Here is a 14,067-nt window from a genome sequence, read left to right on the forward strand (position 1 = left end):
GGGCCCAGGATAATAATATCTCAAATTAACGAAGAAATGATTTGTTTTTTACCTCAGTTCTTTGTTGTACGCTGGCTTTTTATTCGTTTATAAGTGATTAAACTCAAATTTCACTACTTGTTCTTTTAGGTCTATTTCAGCCTCAATTGGTTCGTATCCATCTTCCATATCCAGAAACTCAAATCCTGTATCAGTCCGAAACCAACTTCCGCGATATTTAGTTTTCGTTAATGAATCAGCTACCGATTTGAAAAATTCCATATTTTCATTTCCCGCTATTCGATATCTTCCACTTTCACTCCTGAATCTTTTTAATTGGTCGAAATATGGTTCGGTTTCGATTTGATTAATAATTCGGTCAAGTTCTGCTTTATTCAGTTTGATATTAATATTCAGAGTATAGTCGCTTTCAAATCCATTATTCGATTTATCTTCATCTTTAACAACTTCATAGTTTTCTCCAAGGTCAATATTCAATTCATTTTCTAGTAAGATTATTCGCTTTTCGTGATTTGAGCAAGAAGCAAATAAAGATGCTAGAAGTAAGAATTTAAAAATGTATTTCATTGGTTTTTCAGCTTGCGTACAACTTGTTTATATACGGAACTTTTTTCCTTTTATACCACCAATTAGTTTGGCTATGCGGAAGTTTTTGAAAATAAAGTTACGCATATAAAACCTTCATTTTCTTAAATTTCCAATGTAAATATAGTTTCTTTCTTACACAAAAGAAGGATAAGTTGTGAAATTATCTGCTAAAGCGATGCAACACAAACGTCATAGCGGTCAAAAGGAAAAACGCTCCCACTTGGTGCGCCACGCCCAGCCAAACCGGTACTTGAAGTAATATGGTAAATACGCCCAAAACAAATTGCAACACCACCAAAAGCAACAGTGCGGTAATGCCATTAAATTGGCTTGTGGTTAATGAAAACCGTTTACTTTTTCGCCAGATAATCACAACCATCAGTACGACCACGTAGGCCAAACAGCGGTGTACAAACTGGACGCCACTTTTGCCCTCGATAAAGTTTTTGTATAACGGGTTTTGCTCAATATAAACCGTTTGGTGCATAAATTTCCCTTCGCTCATCATCGGCCAATGGTTGTGGATAAAACCAGCATCCAAACCGGCTACAAAGGCCCCATAAATAATTTGCAACAATAAAACGGACAACCCAAAACGCACTAGGTTTCTAAACTTTTTGTCAACATCCTGCTTTTCAGGATAGCGCAGATCCAAGGCCACCCAAAAGGTATAGGCAAAGGTGATAAAGGCCGTGGTTAAATGTGCCGCCAAACGGTAATGGCTAACGTCGGGGTTGTCCACCAAACCGCTTTTTACCATATACCACCCCAAAAAGCCTTGGAAGGCACCTAAGCCTAAAAGCACAATACATTTTTTAACGGTAGCATTGCTAAGCTGTCTTTTAATTAAAAAGAACACAAATGGGATGAAAAATACCATCCCGATAAAGCGCCCAATCACCCGATGGAGCCACTCCCAAAAGTAAATGTCCTTAAAATCCTGGAGGGTAAAATGGGTGTTCAGTTTTTGATATTCGGGATATTGTTTATACAAATCGAAGGCGGCCTGCCATTCGGTTTCGCTCATCGGAGGAATGGTACCCGATATCAGTTTATAGTTTGAAATGGACAATCCTGAGTGGGTCAAACGCGTAATGCCACCTACAACTACCATGATAAAAATTAAAAAACAACCTGTTAACAACCAGTATATTACAGCTTTATTATCTTTTTTCATTGTTCAATTGTTTTTCAAGACACAAACTATTTTCTACGCCTTTGTACTGCCCAAAGTTGGGGATAATTTGGTATTCGTTTTTTTTGTAAAAACTGACAGCTTCTATTTGCCTCTTTCCAGTTTCCAAAACACAGGAATTGAACCCCAGTTCCTTTGCCCAAGCTTCTAGACCTTTTAAAACGGCAGTGGCCACTTTTTTCCCCCTAAAATCTGGATGTGTAAACATACGCTTGATTTCAACGCTGGTTTCATCGTATGGTTTAAAAGCACCACAACTCACAGGGACATCGTCCCAATACGCAACTACAACATGACGTAGTACTTCAATACCATTATATTGCATATAAAACTCATGATCGTCGCCATCAATGACTTTTAAGTACCCGTTGAGCTGTGAAACGAGATGCACAAAACCCTTATCGGTATGGTCGGTGCGTTTCAGCTGTATCATGAATCACTCACTTTTAAGCCCAGTGCTTTACCTTTTTCCAGCATCAATGCATGGGCGGCATCGTATTCGTTTGGAATCTCTCCGTCTAAAATGGCTTCTTTAATCGCTTCTTTGATGATGCCAATTTCCCTCGAGGGTTTTAAGTTGAAGGTTTTCATGATTTCTTCCCCGGAAACAGGTGGCTGAAAATTCCGCACATGATCCCGCGCTTCAACTTCTTCAATTTTTTGTCTTACAATTTTGAAATTATTATGGTACTTTTTAAATCGTTTCGGGTTTTTCGTTGTGATATCAGCTTCGCAAAGGGTCATCAAATCTTCTACATAATCGCCTGCATCAAACACCAATCGCCTTACGGCCGAATCGGTTACTATATCTTGGGACAGCACAATAGGTCGGGAACTCATAAACACCATTTTTTGGACAAATTTCATCTTGTCATTTAATGGCATTTTTAGGCGTTTGAACAAGTGGTACACCATTTTTGCGCCTTCAAATTCGTGACCATGAAATGTCCAGCCTACCTTTTTGCTGAATCTTTTAGTGGGGGCTTTCCCGATATCGTGCAACAAGGCGGCCCAACGCAACCAAACGTTGTCAGTATGTTTTGCGATGTTGTCTACCACTTCCAGAGTGTGGTAAAAATTGTCTTTATGGCGTTGACCTTCAATTTCATCGATGCCTTTTAATGCGGTCAATTCAGGTAGAATTAACTTTAAAAGTCCGGTTTGTTCCAATAGTAAAAAACCAATTGATGGCGTTTCACTTTCCAGTATTTTATTTAGCTCGGTAACGATACGTTCGTTGGTGATGATTTTTATCCTTTCGGCATTACGGTTAATGGCTTTCAAACTTTCTTCTTCAATTGTAAACTTCAATTGGGAAGCAAAACGGATGGCACGCATCATTCGCAATGGGTCGTCACTATAAGTAATATCTGGATTTAAAGGCGTTCGGATAATACCGTTTTCCAAATCTTTCAATCCGTCAAAGGGATCCAATAAATTGCCAAAAGAGTTTTTGTTAAGGCTTAGTGCCAAGGCATTAATGGTGAAATCACGACGGTTTTGGTCATCCTGCAACGTGCCGTTTTCTACTTTAGGATTTCGGCTGTCCTTGGAATAGGATTCCTTTCTGGCGCCCACAAATTCTATTTCGATGTCATCATAGCGTAGCATGGCCGTACCGTAGGTTTTAAATACCTGTACTTTTGGCGTATCGGGAAGGTTTTTTGCAACGGCTTTAGCCAATTCTATACCACTGCCAATGGCCACAACATCGATGTCCTTGGCATCGCCTCTTTTCAATAAAAAGTCGCGTACATACCCACCAATTACATAGCAGTCCAGTTGCAACGTTTCGGCAGATTGGGATATAATTTTGAAAATGTTATGCTGTAGTGCTTCTTTGTAATTCATACAACGCTATTTCGCGAAATTTGCGAATTTCTGGCTACAAAAATCGGCAATGCAAATTTACAACATAGTGTAAACCTTTTAAAACCTAAGTAGTGATTTATTTTAGGGATTTGAAAATGATTTCGAGGCCCATATTTGCGCTTTAAAGAAAGGCGCTAAATTCCTTGCTGGGTATTATTGTCAACTAGGAATTTGGACAATTAAGTGAATTTTGGAACCACATTCGCTTCTTCAATATACTTGGGCACTTGCGGATTAATAGTTTTTCCCGAAATCACTTTTTCATACAATTCTAAGTATGATTCTGTCATTACCTTAGAATTATAGTATTTAACAGCATGTTCATGACATCGTTTAGGGTTGTAATCAAATTCCCTAATGGCTTTTATAATTTCGTTAGAGTTATTACTTGCAAAACCGACTTCTGGTGTAATTAATTCAGCCAATGATCCATTTTTAGTTCCGAAAACAGCACAGCCTGCATACATGCTTTCGGTAATGGCCAGTCCAAAAGGTTCGTGCCATACCACCGGAAAAACCAATGCCTTGGAATATTGTGCAATTTCCATTTTTTTATCATTTTCGACCATTCCATGAAAAATGATATTTTTATTCAAAATATATTTTAAACCTCTTTTAAAATTGCGGTAGGTCCATCTTTTCCCACCCATTACGTGCAATTTATTGCCAGACTTTAGCGCTATTTTAGCAGTTCCGAATAGGTTTTTTACCTTCCATGAAGCTTTTGCCAAAAAATGAAGGTAATTTCTTTTATTATCGAGTATTGGGTCGGGATAATCATCCCAATCAAGCCCATTATGAACAAAAGCCTTAGAGCCATATCGCTGTGCATGGTTTTTAGAAACAAAAACCATATTTATATCCAACGCCTGCTCGGGAGATGGATTTCCTCCCATCGTAAAGATATAGGGTTTGTCTATTGCTTTTCCTAACGAATGAAATAAGTGAACAACATCAATATTATCTGGAATATGGCTTTTCAAATCTTTGGTTTCATCATAATGAATCACTGTTGCAAAATCGCTATGGGATCCTTCTTTGGCCAGTAAATAAACTTCATGCCCCAATTTTACCAGTTCCTTTGCAAGGCCCCAAATAACACGTTCTGTACCTCCATATTTTTTTGCTGGTAATACGGCTGTTTTGTCTTCAATAAGTATTTTCATAGTATTGGTGTCGTATCGAAAAGGAGATTTATTTTTTGACTACTGTGGCATATTGCAGATATCTCATGTCCATCGCAGTAAATAAAAACGGAATATTGTAAAGATAGGGTTTTATCGATTTCGTTTTGTTGATACCTTTATGTGTAACAATTTTATAACCCAAGTTTTTGTACATATTTGCGATGCTTTTCCCGGTAAAAAACCTTAGATGGGTCTTGTCCATAATTCCGTGTTCTTCATATTCCCATGTTTTATTAAGCACTAGTTTTTTTAAAGCGCTATGGTACCTCATATTGGGGATAGAACTAATAATTACACCATTCTCAGATAATTTATCCTTTATTTTTTCTAGTACCCAATACGGGTCGACCAAATGTTCTAAAACATCATTAAAGTAGATGACATCAAAATAATCATTAGGGAGCTCCTCAATAAAGCTTTCACATTCCCCAATAAAGACTTTGTCCAGTATTTTCTTTGCTTTTTCCCCATGTTCAGGCATCAGCTCAATACCCCAGGTTTCGGGATTATGCTTTTCTTTTATATAGGAAGCAAAAGTACCCTCACCACACCCTACATCAAGTAGAGTTTTTGCATCCTCAGGATAAAAACCAAACATTTCATATCTGGTATTGTTATAATAATTGTCTGGTTTGTTATCGTAATCCATCTAAATTGTGTTTTTGATGTAAAGGAAATATTAGTGTTGAGTGCTACCCCCTAAAGAAGCCTTCGCATTTGGTATTTAATTCTTAATATTGCACTATATACAGCTGTATGAAAATCACATTAATTAGTTTAGATAATTGGGGTTTTAATCAATTTATTGCCAAAGAGTTAGAGCGCAGAAATATTGAGGTAAATCAAATTAATTTTTATCAGCTACGCTATCGTTATCCTACTTTTTTTCATAGAGTGTTTAATTTCTTCGCAAAACTATTTTTTAAATATAACATAAAAAAGAAGTTTTTAGAGAAAAAAATTTTGGAGGAACTAAGAAGCAATGGCAAACAAGATAAAATACTGCTAATAAAAGGCGATTTTTTAAATCCTGATTTTATTGAAAAGATAAAACCATTTACAGATGAATTAATAGGTTTTTTCAATGATAATTTCAGGCGGTCTCCTAAAATTGCTAAAATTTATAATGTTTTTGATAAGGGGTACTCTTTTGAGAAAGAGGATGTAAAGCAGTTTGGTTTTTCGTTTATAACCAACTTTGTATATAACGAAAAAGAACTAGCAGTAAATGAAAAGAAATATGAAGTATTTAATATTAGCTCAACCGGGAAAAGGGATGTCATAATTCAAAATATAGCTAAAGCTTTGGATATTATTGGGATAACTTACAAAATCATCATTGTTGGTAAAAATACCCCAAACCATAATTTAACTCAAATAGAATATTCAAAACAGACTTTTGATTTGAATGAGGTTGAGTCTTTTATTTCGGAGTCTAATGTGCTTTTGGACGTACATAGGGAGAATCAGGCGGGTTTAACCTTCAGGGTATTTGAAAGCTTAGGGTTTTCAAAAAAACTAATTACTACTAATAAGGATATCATTACTTATGATTTTTACAACCCGAACAATATTTTGGTGGTGGACAAAAATCATGTAGAAATACCTAAATCTTTTTTTGAAACGCCTTATGAACCAATACCTGTGAACATATATAATGCCTATGCTTTACCGGGTTGGGTAGATAAAGTTTTTGAATTGAAAAAAGGAAAAAATGGATAACCTTCCTAAGGTAGCTTTACTGATTTCAACATATAATTGGCCCCAAGCCTTAGATTTGGTGCTACAGAGTGTTTTGAAACAATCTGTAATGCCGGACGAAGTTATTATAGCTGATGATGGTTCTAAGGATGATACAAGAGCGTTAATCAATACGTATAAAACAAAATTCCGGATGCCGCTTATCCATGTTTGGCATGAAGATAAAGGGTTTACCAAGACGATTATTCTAAATAAAGCTATTGCTAAAATTAAATCGGAGTATATTATTCAGATTGATGGGGATATAATCCTGCACAAGCATTTTGTTAAGAATCATCGGGAGATAAGCAAAAAAGGATCTTTTTTATTTGGGACCAGGGTAACTATTACAAAAGAGAAATCAGAGAAAATTTTATCAAAGGGAGCATCCAACCTTAATTGGTTGTCAAGCGGCCTTAAAAAAAGAATGAGGGCGTTGTACCTTCCCTTTGTTTATAAAAACAGAAAACCCGACACCTCGGTTACCACAAAATTAAGAGGAGCAAATATGTCTTATTGGAAAGATGATGCCATTGCTATTAATGGTTACAATGAAGACTATCTGGGTTGGGGTTTTGAAGATTACGACTTTGGTATGAGATTAACATTTTTAGGTATAAAACCCAAACGGCTTAAGTTTTCAGGGATTTGTTTTCATATTTACCATAAGCCTTCGGCTCTTGAAAACCCTGAAACCGGAAATGAAATTCAGGAGAGAACAATTTCCGAAAAAATTAAAAGGTGCAAAAACGGTGTTGATAAATATTTAAGTGAAAATCAATAAAACAATACATAATAATTTTGCGGAACATGCCGCGTTTTTTGATGATATCATCCAAAACTTTGATTCAAAAGGGGAGGATTTTGGTAATCAGGATAGGAATTCCCTAAAGTTGTTCGATTTAGAAGATAGAACTATAAACGTAAAATCGTTTAGGGTACCTAATCTCATAAATCAAATTGCCTATCGGTTTTTCAGAAAAAGCAAGGCAGAGCGCTCTTTTGAATATGCCAACCGTTTAATGGGGTTGGGAGTGGGAACGCCACAGCCCATGGGGTATTATGAGTTTACCACCCTGTTTTTATTTAAGAATAGTTACTATATCAGCGAACAACAGCCCTGCGACATTACCTATCGCGAATTGACTTTGGATTTAAACTACCCCAATCACGAAGCTATTTTGAGAGCTTTTACCCGCTTCACTTTTGAGCTACACGAGAAAAATATCCATTTTTTGGACCATTCCCCAGGAAATACGTTGATTGAAATCAACAAAGGCAATTACAAATTTTATTTGGTGGATTTAAACCGTATGGAATTTAAGCCCTTGGATTTTGAAACGCGAATCAAGAATTTTGCGAGATTGACCATTCATAAAAGTATGGTGGAGGTGATGAGCGATGAATATGCGAAATGTTCCGGTGAATCTTATGAAAAGGTGTTCAGCCTGATGTGGAAGTTAACCGAGAAATTTCAGGAAAAATACCATCGGAAACGGCGGTTAAAAAAGAAATTAAAGTTTTGGAAGTGAGTTTAACCGCTGTAACTCCTTATACCGATACCAAACGCCGTAGGCACTTAGATAGCAGATATTAAACCCTTCTATCCCATCTAAAAACCCTAGCCTTACAACATAATTGGTGATAAACTTGTAAACTGGCCTTAATATTAAATGAAATAGGTTGAACTTTTTACCTTTGTTATACAGTTCTTTGGCCTTTAAGGACGCATAGTGCTCCATTTTTCTTTTGTAGTCCGCATTACTGGTATAACAATAATGAAGCATATAATGCTTCAAAATAGCACTTTTGCCGTCCACTATAAGATTTTCATGTACAATTTTGTTTTCATCGTATTTAGCATATCCTTTTCTAAACAATCTATAGGTAGTGTCGGACTGTAGTCCACTGAATCTCATTACCTTTTTATTGAAGAAGAATCGGCGTTTGAACATGTAAGCCACGATCTCATCTGTGTTTTTAACCACATTTAATATCTCCTGCCTTAAGTTTTCAGGAATGCGCTCGTCAGCATCTATAAACAATATCCAGTCGTATTTGGCTTGAGCTATGGCATAATTTCGTTGGTCGGCAAAGTTTTCGAAAGTTCTTGAAATTACAGTGACACGTGGAAAACCCTTTAGTCTAATTAAGGTTTCATCCGTGCTGAAGCTATCAACAACAATTATTTCATCCGCAAAGTCTATATTCTTAATAACAGCGTCAATGTGTTTTTCCTCATTGAATGTTATTAATAAAGCGGATATTTGGATATGTTTCATATTCAAGAAAAACAGATTTTATTCCGTAAAAATAGCTATTTTTGAATCAATGAATTCAATTGATATTTCAGTAATAATAAGCACTTACAATCACCCGGAATGGTTGGAAAAAGTATTGTGGAGCTATAACTATCAGACGTTTAAAGATTTTGAAGTTGTTATTGCTGATGACGGTTCCAACGAAGCCACCAAAACGTTAATAGAAAGCTTAAAGCCCAAATTAGGCTATCCTGTCCAACATATTTGGCACGAGGACAATGGGTTTCAAAAAACGATTATTTTAAATAAGGCTACTGTTGCCAGTAAAGGAAACTATCTGGTTTATAGTGATGGCGATTGCATTGCCCGGAAGGATTTTTTGGAAGTCCATGTTGATAGGAGAGAAGAAGGCTATTTTTTATCCGGGGGCTATTTTAAGTTGCCAATGTCCATCAGCAAGTTAATTTCAAAGGAAGATATTGAAACCCAACGATGTTTTAATATTGATTGGTTAAAATCTCACGGTTTGAAATCTTCATTCAAAAACAACAAAATTACTGCCAAAGGTTTAAAAGAAGATCTTTTAAACCGATTTACGCCAACCACTGCCACTTGGAACGGGCATAATACTTCTGGCTGGAAATCTGATATTTTAAATGCCAATGGTTATGATGAGCGTATGCAGTACGGTGGGGAAGACCGGGAATTGGGCGAACGGCTGTTCAATGCAGGTATCAAGGCGAAACAAATTCGCTATTCCGCGATTTGTTTGCATTTAGACCACAAAAGAGGTTATGTAAACCCTGAAATGATCCAAAAAAACAAGAAAATTAGGGAAACTACCAAATCCCAAAAGATTACAAGAACCGATTACGGAATTAACCAATAGCTTTTAGAAACTGCCCTAATTTAGGAACAATTAATTCTGGGGTAAAAGCTTTATAATAATTTTGATAGTCTTTTTTGATAGCTTTTAAGTCCTGATATTGATACAATTCTGGCTTGATATCATTTAAATGGATGGAGTCATTTAGTTTTCCATCGTCAAACATGTTCCAGGCTTCTTTTAAAATCCATGGTGAGAAAATAGCAAATGTAGGTTTATCAATAGCTTTGGCTATATTGATGGCACCTCCCTCATTGCCAATCAGCGCTTTACAATGTTTCGTTATTGCAATAAATTCCCTTAGGCTTTTACCAAAAATGTGAAAATGAATATGCTTTTTAGTGCTTTCAGAGCAAAAAGACATCAATGTTTTAACCTCCTCGATCTGATTTGGAATATAATTAAAAAGAATATTGCCCTGAGTCTCTTCTACAATAAAGTCAATCAATTTAGCCATATATTCCAAAGGATACGTTTTTGACTTGCCACTACCTAAAACCCCAATTATAAACAGAGGTTTTGAAAGTTCTATCTTGAATTTTTCCAAAAGCTCCTTTGCGTCTTCAACTTCCCGTTCGGTAAGATATATTTTAGGCTTTATGGGCTTCAAATCATCCTTAATAATGGGCTTTAGCAGTTGTAATCTATTCTCAATGGCCAAACCGGCATTCGTGTCAGGTGTGCTTTTTTCTTTAAAAGTATGAGTGTACAAAAATGCCGTGTACCATTTATATTTCGAAATTTTCGTTTTTGCACCAGAGAATAAGGTAATGAGATTGCTGGAGGATTTTGAATACACATCGATAACAACATCGTATTTCTCCTTTCGAATCTTTTTCAGAAAGCTATTGAACAATGACTTTTTTTTCTCAATTTCTGGAGTTAAAAACTGAAATTTGTCAATATTCGGGTTGTGCTCTACAACGGGAAAGGTATGCGAATTTATTAGGTAATGAAGCTCAGCGTTAGGGTGATGTTCTCTAAGGGCTTCAAACAAAATACTACTTGTGAGCACATCTCCAATCATTTTTTGCTGAATCACTAAAACCTTCATGCCCATAAATTACAAATAAAAAATTCCAAATTCCAAGCAGAAAAGTTTGGAATTTGGAATTTGAGTATTTTGAAGTTTACGAGTAGCATAAGTTTTCACATATGAGTTAGAACTGCTCCCGATAGTTATCGGGACCGCGACTGTAGACTGCAAACTTTTTAAACCGCTACATCATGCTCCCTTAAAGCATCATTGAGCGAAGTCTTTTTATTAGTGCTTTCCTTTCGTTTTCCAATGATTAATGCACAAGGCACATTATATGTCCCAGAAGGGAATTCTTTAGCATAGCTTCCAGGAATGACTACCGAACGTGCTGGAACTACCCCTCGGTGCTCCACTGGCTCGTCACCAGTAACGTCAATGATCTTTGTACTCATGGTCAATACTACACCGGCGCCCAAAACGGCTTCGGTTTCAACTCTAACACCTTCTACTACTATACAACGCGAACCGATAAAGGCATTATCCTCAATAATTACAGGAGCGGCTTGTAAAGGTTCTAAAACCCCACCAATACCAACACCACCAGAAAGGTGTACATTTTTACCAATTTGCGCACAACTACCTACGGTAGCCCAAGTATCTACCATGGTTCCTTCGTCAACATAAGCACCAATATTTACATAACTTGGCATCAAAATAGTGCCCGGAGAAATATAGGCCCCATGTCTTGCAACTGCATGCGGTACAACGCGAATTCCTTTTTCGGCATACCCCTTCTTTAAAGGAATTTTATCATGGAACTCCAAAGGCCCGGCCTCAATGGTTTCCATTTTTTGAATAGGAAAATAAAGTACAACACCTTTTTTAACCCATTCATTCACCTGCCATCCACCCTCGATAGGCTCTGCAACACGAAGCTCGCCTTTATCCAAAAGGTCGACTACTTTCCTTATGGCGTCTGTTGTTTTACTTTCCTTTAATAACTCTCGGTTTTCCCAAGCGCTTTCTATAATTTGTTGTAAATCCGTCATTGGTTTCAATATTTTGGGCAAATATACTATCTAAAGCCTAAAATCGATGTGTATTTCGTCTTTAAATATCCTGAAAAATTTCGTCGAAATCCTGTCGATTTTCTAAAGATTTTGATGCCGTTTTCCCCGTGAAAAATTTATTTTTTTAGATGAAATGCATTTTTCGTGTTTTTAATCGATAAAATCAAGCACTTCCACTATTCATCGGTAAAAATTTCTGCTTCTCTAGTAATCGAAAATTCCGTGTTCTACAACTATTTTATTCTGTTTGAGCATTGATGCCGATATATATTTGAACCGTTGAAACAAATGAAACAACCCAAATCATGAAAACGAATTTTTACATCTTATTTATCTTATTACTTTCTTTTTCTGCCGTAGGTGCTCAAAATGAAATTAAGACTAATAATGTTGAAAAAACAGTTACTGTTTCTGAAACTGAAGAAGCTACCGTAATTATCGACACTGTAAAAATCAAAGAGACTATTGCAAGAAGTAGTAGCGATATTAGAATTTTCTTGAACAGAGAAAGAAAAGTTGATAACATCAAGTTAGTATTTCCAAAGATTCACAAAAGAAAATTATCATAAACTAGAACAAGTATTCAAATATTAATAATAAGGTTAAACACGAAAAGGACTGTCCGAAAGGGCGGTCCTTTTTTATTTGGTTATTTTTGCCCAAATTAAACGCATGGGAAGAATTTTAGCGATAGACTACGGGATGAAGCGAACAGGGATAGCCGTAACCGATGAGTTACAGATTATTGCCTCGGGTTTAACGACTGTTGACACCAAAGAGTTGCTAAATTTTTTAAAAGATTATTTTACTAAAGAAGAAGTGGAGTTAATTTTAATGGGCGAGCCTAAACAAATGGACAATACCCCTTCAGAAAGTGAAGCTCTTATTCAGCCGTTTCTGGAAAAGCTTAAAAAGCAATTTCCGAATATTCCCTTGAAACGCGTGGATGAGCGTTTTACCTCAAAAATGGCCTTTCAGTCTATGTTGGACAGTGGATTAAAGAAGAAGCAACGCCAAAACAAAGCTTTGATAGATGAAATTAGTGCCACTTTAATTCTTCAAAGTTATTTGTATTCTAAATAACTTTCCATGCACATTATACAATAGAGAGTTGTATTTTTGCAAAAAACAATTTAATCCTAACGATGATTTTACCCATAGTGGCCTATGGCGACCCAGTTTTAAAAAAGAAAGCCAAGGAAATAACCAGAGATTATCCTAAACTTGAAGAACTACTGGACAATATGTTCGAAACCATGTACAATGCCATGGGTGTCGGTCTTGCAGCCCCCCAAATTGGTTTGCCAATTCGTTTGTTTTTAGTGGATACAGCGCCGTTTAGCGACGACGAAGATTTGAGTGCGGATGAAAGAGAAGCTTTAAAGGATTTTAAGCAGGTTTTTATTAATGCTACCATTTTGAAAGAGGAGGGCGAGCAATGGGCGTTTACCGAGGGATGTCTTAGCATTCCAGATGTTAGGGAGGATGTGTTTAGGCAGCCTAAAATTACTGTGGAATATTTGGACGAGAATTTCGAAAAGCAAACCAAAACTTTTGATGGCTTGATTGCCCGAGTTATTCAACATGAATACGATCATATTGAGGGTATCATGTTCACCGATAAATTGTCCAGTTTCAAAAAGCGATTGATAAAAGGTAGGCTATCAAACATTTCAAAAGGGAAGATAAATGTGGACTACAGAATGCGATTTCCTAATCAAAAAAAGAAGCGATAATTTTTGCTTTACTTTTTAAAAATAGGATATTTGCGCTCCCGTTCCGATAACTATCGGGAGCAATCGGGATTAAAAATTAAGAATCTAGTATGGGTTTAGAAAAAGTTTTAGCAATTTCCGGAAAATCAGGGCTCTATAAATTGGTCACCCAAACAAGGGGCGGTTTTGTGGCTGAATCTCTAATTAACAACAAGCGTATCTCAATTAGCTTGCAAAATAACGTTAGTGTACTTAGTGAAATAGCGATTTATACTTTGAACGAAGAAATCCCGTTATACAAGGTTTTAGGCAAAATCAGGGAAAGGGAAAACGGTCAGATTTGTAGTGTTGGACCAAAAGAAAGCAAGGATAAACTGGAGGAGTATTTTTTCGATGTGTTGCCCGATTATGATGAAGATCGGGTCTATCCCAGTGATATCAAAAAGGTGATTCAGTGGTACAACCTTTTGCAAAAGCACGATATGCTCAATTTATTGGACGAAGAAGCAGATTCGTCAAGCGACGAAGAAGAATAAATCATGAACCTCCTTTTTGGAGGTTTTTTTATGAGTTT

General features: G+C 36.4%; 17 protein-coding genes. 8 read left to right on the plus strand and 9 right to left on the minus strand.

The annotated features are described in order from the left end of the window. Positions 1 to 87 precede the first annotated feature (87 nt). The 6 genes from ACFSR8_RS05135 to ACFSR8_RS05160 form a co-directional block, all read right to left on the minus strand. A complete protein-coding gene (locus tag ACFSR8_RS05135; protein WP_380289728.1) occupies positions 88 to 567 on the minus strand; it encodes a hypothetical protein in 480 nt (159 codons plus the stop codon). Between the two features lie 181 nt (positions 568 to 748). After that, a complete protein-coding gene (locus ACFSR8_RS05140) occupies positions 749 to 1,765 on the minus strand; it encodes a COX15/CtaA family protein (RefSeq protein ID WP_380289730.1) in 1,017 nt (338 codons plus the stop codon). Further along, positions 1,752 to 2,216, minus strand: coding sequence for a GNAT family N-acetyltransferase (locus tag ACFSR8_RS05145; RefSeq protein WP_380289732.1), 465 nt, complete (start codon positions 2,214 to 2,216; stop codon positions 1,752 to 1,754). Before ACFSR8_RS05145 ends, ACFSR8_RS05140 begins: the two co-directional genes overlap by 14 nt. Beyond that, positions 2,213 to 3,634, minus strand: a complete 1,422-nt coding sequence (locus tag ACFSR8_RS05150) for a CCA tRNA nucleotidyltransferase (protein ID WP_380289734.1) — start codon at positions 3,632 to 3,634, stop codon at positions 2,213 to 2,215. Before ACFSR8_RS05150 ends, ACFSR8_RS05145 begins: the two co-directional genes overlap by 4 nt. Before the next feature lie 200 nt (positions 3,635 to 3,834). Continuing rightward, positions 3,835 to 4,821 (minus strand): glycosyltransferase, encoded by a 987-nt coding sequence (locus ACFSR8_RS05155; RefSeq protein ID WP_380289736.1) that lies wholly within the window; start codon positions 4,819 to 4,821, stop codon positions 3,835 to 3,837. A gap of 28 nt (positions 4,822 to 4,849) precedes the next feature. Next, the gene (locus tag ACFSR8_RS05160; RefSeq protein WP_380289738.1) at positions 4,850 to 5,491 is read right to left on the minus strand and encodes a class I SAM-dependent methyltransferase; all 642 of its coding nucleotides are present in this window, start codon (positions 5,489 to 5,491) and stop codon (positions 4,850 to 4,852) included. Positions 5,492 to 5,598: 107 nt separating this feature from the next. Here ACFSR8_RS05160 and ACFSR8_RS05165 point away from each other — a divergent pair, with 107 nt between their 5' ends. Genes ACFSR8_RS05165 through ACFSR8_RS05175 form a run of 3 tightly spaced genes read left to right on the plus strand, consistent with a single transcriptional unit; the run spans position 5,599 to position 8,114 of the window. Beyond that, the gene (locus ACFSR8_RS05165; RefSeq protein ID WP_380289740.1) at positions 5,599 to 6,564 is read left to right on the plus strand and encodes a hypothetical protein; all 966 of its coding nucleotides are present in this window, start codon (positions 5,599 to 5,601) and stop codon (positions 6,562 to 6,564) included. Then, positions 6,557 to 7,366 carry a glycosyltransferase family 2 protein gene (locus tag ACFSR8_RS05170; protein WP_380289741.1) on the plus strand — a complete coding sequence of 270 codons (810 nt, stop codon included), beginning with the start codon at positions 6,557 to 6,559 and terminating at the stop codon, positions 7,364 to 7,366. Before ACFSR8_RS05165 ends, ACFSR8_RS05170 begins: the two co-directional genes overlap by 8 nt. Further along, positions 7,359 to 8,114, plus strand: a complete 756-nt coding sequence (locus ACFSR8_RS05175; RefSeq protein ID WP_380289809.1) for a Kdo domain containing protein — start codon at positions 7,359 to 7,361, stop codon at positions 8,112 to 8,114. Before ACFSR8_RS05170 ends, ACFSR8_RS05175 begins: the two co-directional genes overlap by 8 nt. On the opposite strand, the gene ACFSR8_RS05180 is transcribed toward ACFSR8_RS05175, so the two are convergent. Then, complete coding sequence (locus ACFSR8_RS05180; protein WP_380289744.1) at positions 8,097 to 8,864, minus strand: glycosyltransferase family 2 protein; 768 nt, start codon at positions 8,862 to 8,864, stop codon at positions 8,097 to 8,099. The genes ACFSR8_RS05175 and ACFSR8_RS05180 overlap by 18 nt on opposite strands. A gap of 49 nt (positions 8,865 to 8,913) precedes the next feature. On the opposite strand from ACFSR8_RS05180, the gene ACFSR8_RS05185 reads away from it, so the two are divergent. After that, complete coding sequence (locus ACFSR8_RS05185; protein WP_380289746.1) at positions 8,914 to 9,732, plus strand: glycosyltransferase family 2 protein; 819 nt, start codon at positions 8,914 to 8,916, stop codon at positions 9,730 to 9,732. Here ACFSR8_RS05185 and ACFSR8_RS05190 read toward each other — a convergent pair. Next, positions 9,722 to 10,783 carry a glycosyltransferase family 9 protein gene (locus tag ACFSR8_RS05190; protein WP_380289748.1) on the minus strand — a complete coding sequence of 354 codons (1,062 nt, stop codon included), beginning with the start codon at positions 10,781 to 10,783 and terminating at the stop codon, positions 9,722 to 9,724. The genes ACFSR8_RS05185 and ACFSR8_RS05190 overlap by 11 nt on opposite strands. 158 nt (positions 10,784 to 10,941) lie before the next feature. Further along, entirely contained in the window at positions 10,942 to 11,757 is an 816-nt protein-coding gene (locus tag ACFSR8_RS05195) for a 2,3,4,5-tetrahydropyridine-2,6-dicarboxylate N-succinyltransferase (protein WP_380289750.1), read from the minus strand. Positions 11,758 to 12,083: 326 nt separating this feature from the next. On the opposite strand from ACFSR8_RS05195, the gene ACFSR8_RS05200 reads away from it, so the two are divergent. The 4 genes from ACFSR8_RS05200 (at position 12,084) to ACFSR8_RS05215 (ending at position 14,029) form a co-directional block, all read left to right on the plus strand. Then, positions 12,084 to 12,347 (plus strand): hypothetical protein, encoded by a 264-nt coding sequence (locus ACFSR8_RS05200; RefSeq protein ID WP_186563503.1) that lies wholly within the window; start codon positions 12,084 to 12,086, stop codon positions 12,345 to 12,347. A gap of 103 nt (positions 12,348 to 12,450) precedes the next feature. Further along, positions 12,451 to 12,861, plus strand: a complete 411-nt coding sequence (ruvX, locus tag ACFSR8_RS05205; protein ID WP_380289752.1) for a Holliday junction resolvase RuvX — start codon at positions 12,451 to 12,453, stop codon at positions 12,859 to 12,861. 62 nt (positions 12,862 to 12,923) lie between these two features. Further along, positions 12,924 to 13,514 carry a peptide deformylase gene (def, locus tag ACFSR8_RS05210; protein ID WP_380289754.1) on the plus strand — a complete coding sequence of 197 codons (591 nt, stop codon included), beginning with the start codon at positions 12,924 to 12,926 and terminating at the stop codon, positions 13,512 to 13,514. A gap of 89 nt (positions 13,515 to 13,603) precedes the next feature. Next, positions 13,604 to 14,029 carry a DUF5606 family protein gene (locus tag ACFSR8_RS05215; RefSeq protein ID WP_380289756.1) on the plus strand — a complete coding sequence of 142 codons (426 nt, stop codon included), beginning with the start codon at positions 13,604 to 13,606 and terminating at the stop codon, positions 14,027 to 14,029. The last annotated feature ends 38 nt before the right edge of the window (positions 14,030 to 14,067 follow it).

The organism is Hyunsoonleella rubra, assembly GCF_042684665.1.
In the GTDB taxonomy this organism is placed as follows: domain Bacteria; phylum Bacteroidota; class Bacteroidia; order Flavobacteriales; family Flavobacteriaceae; genus Jejuia; species Jejuia rubra.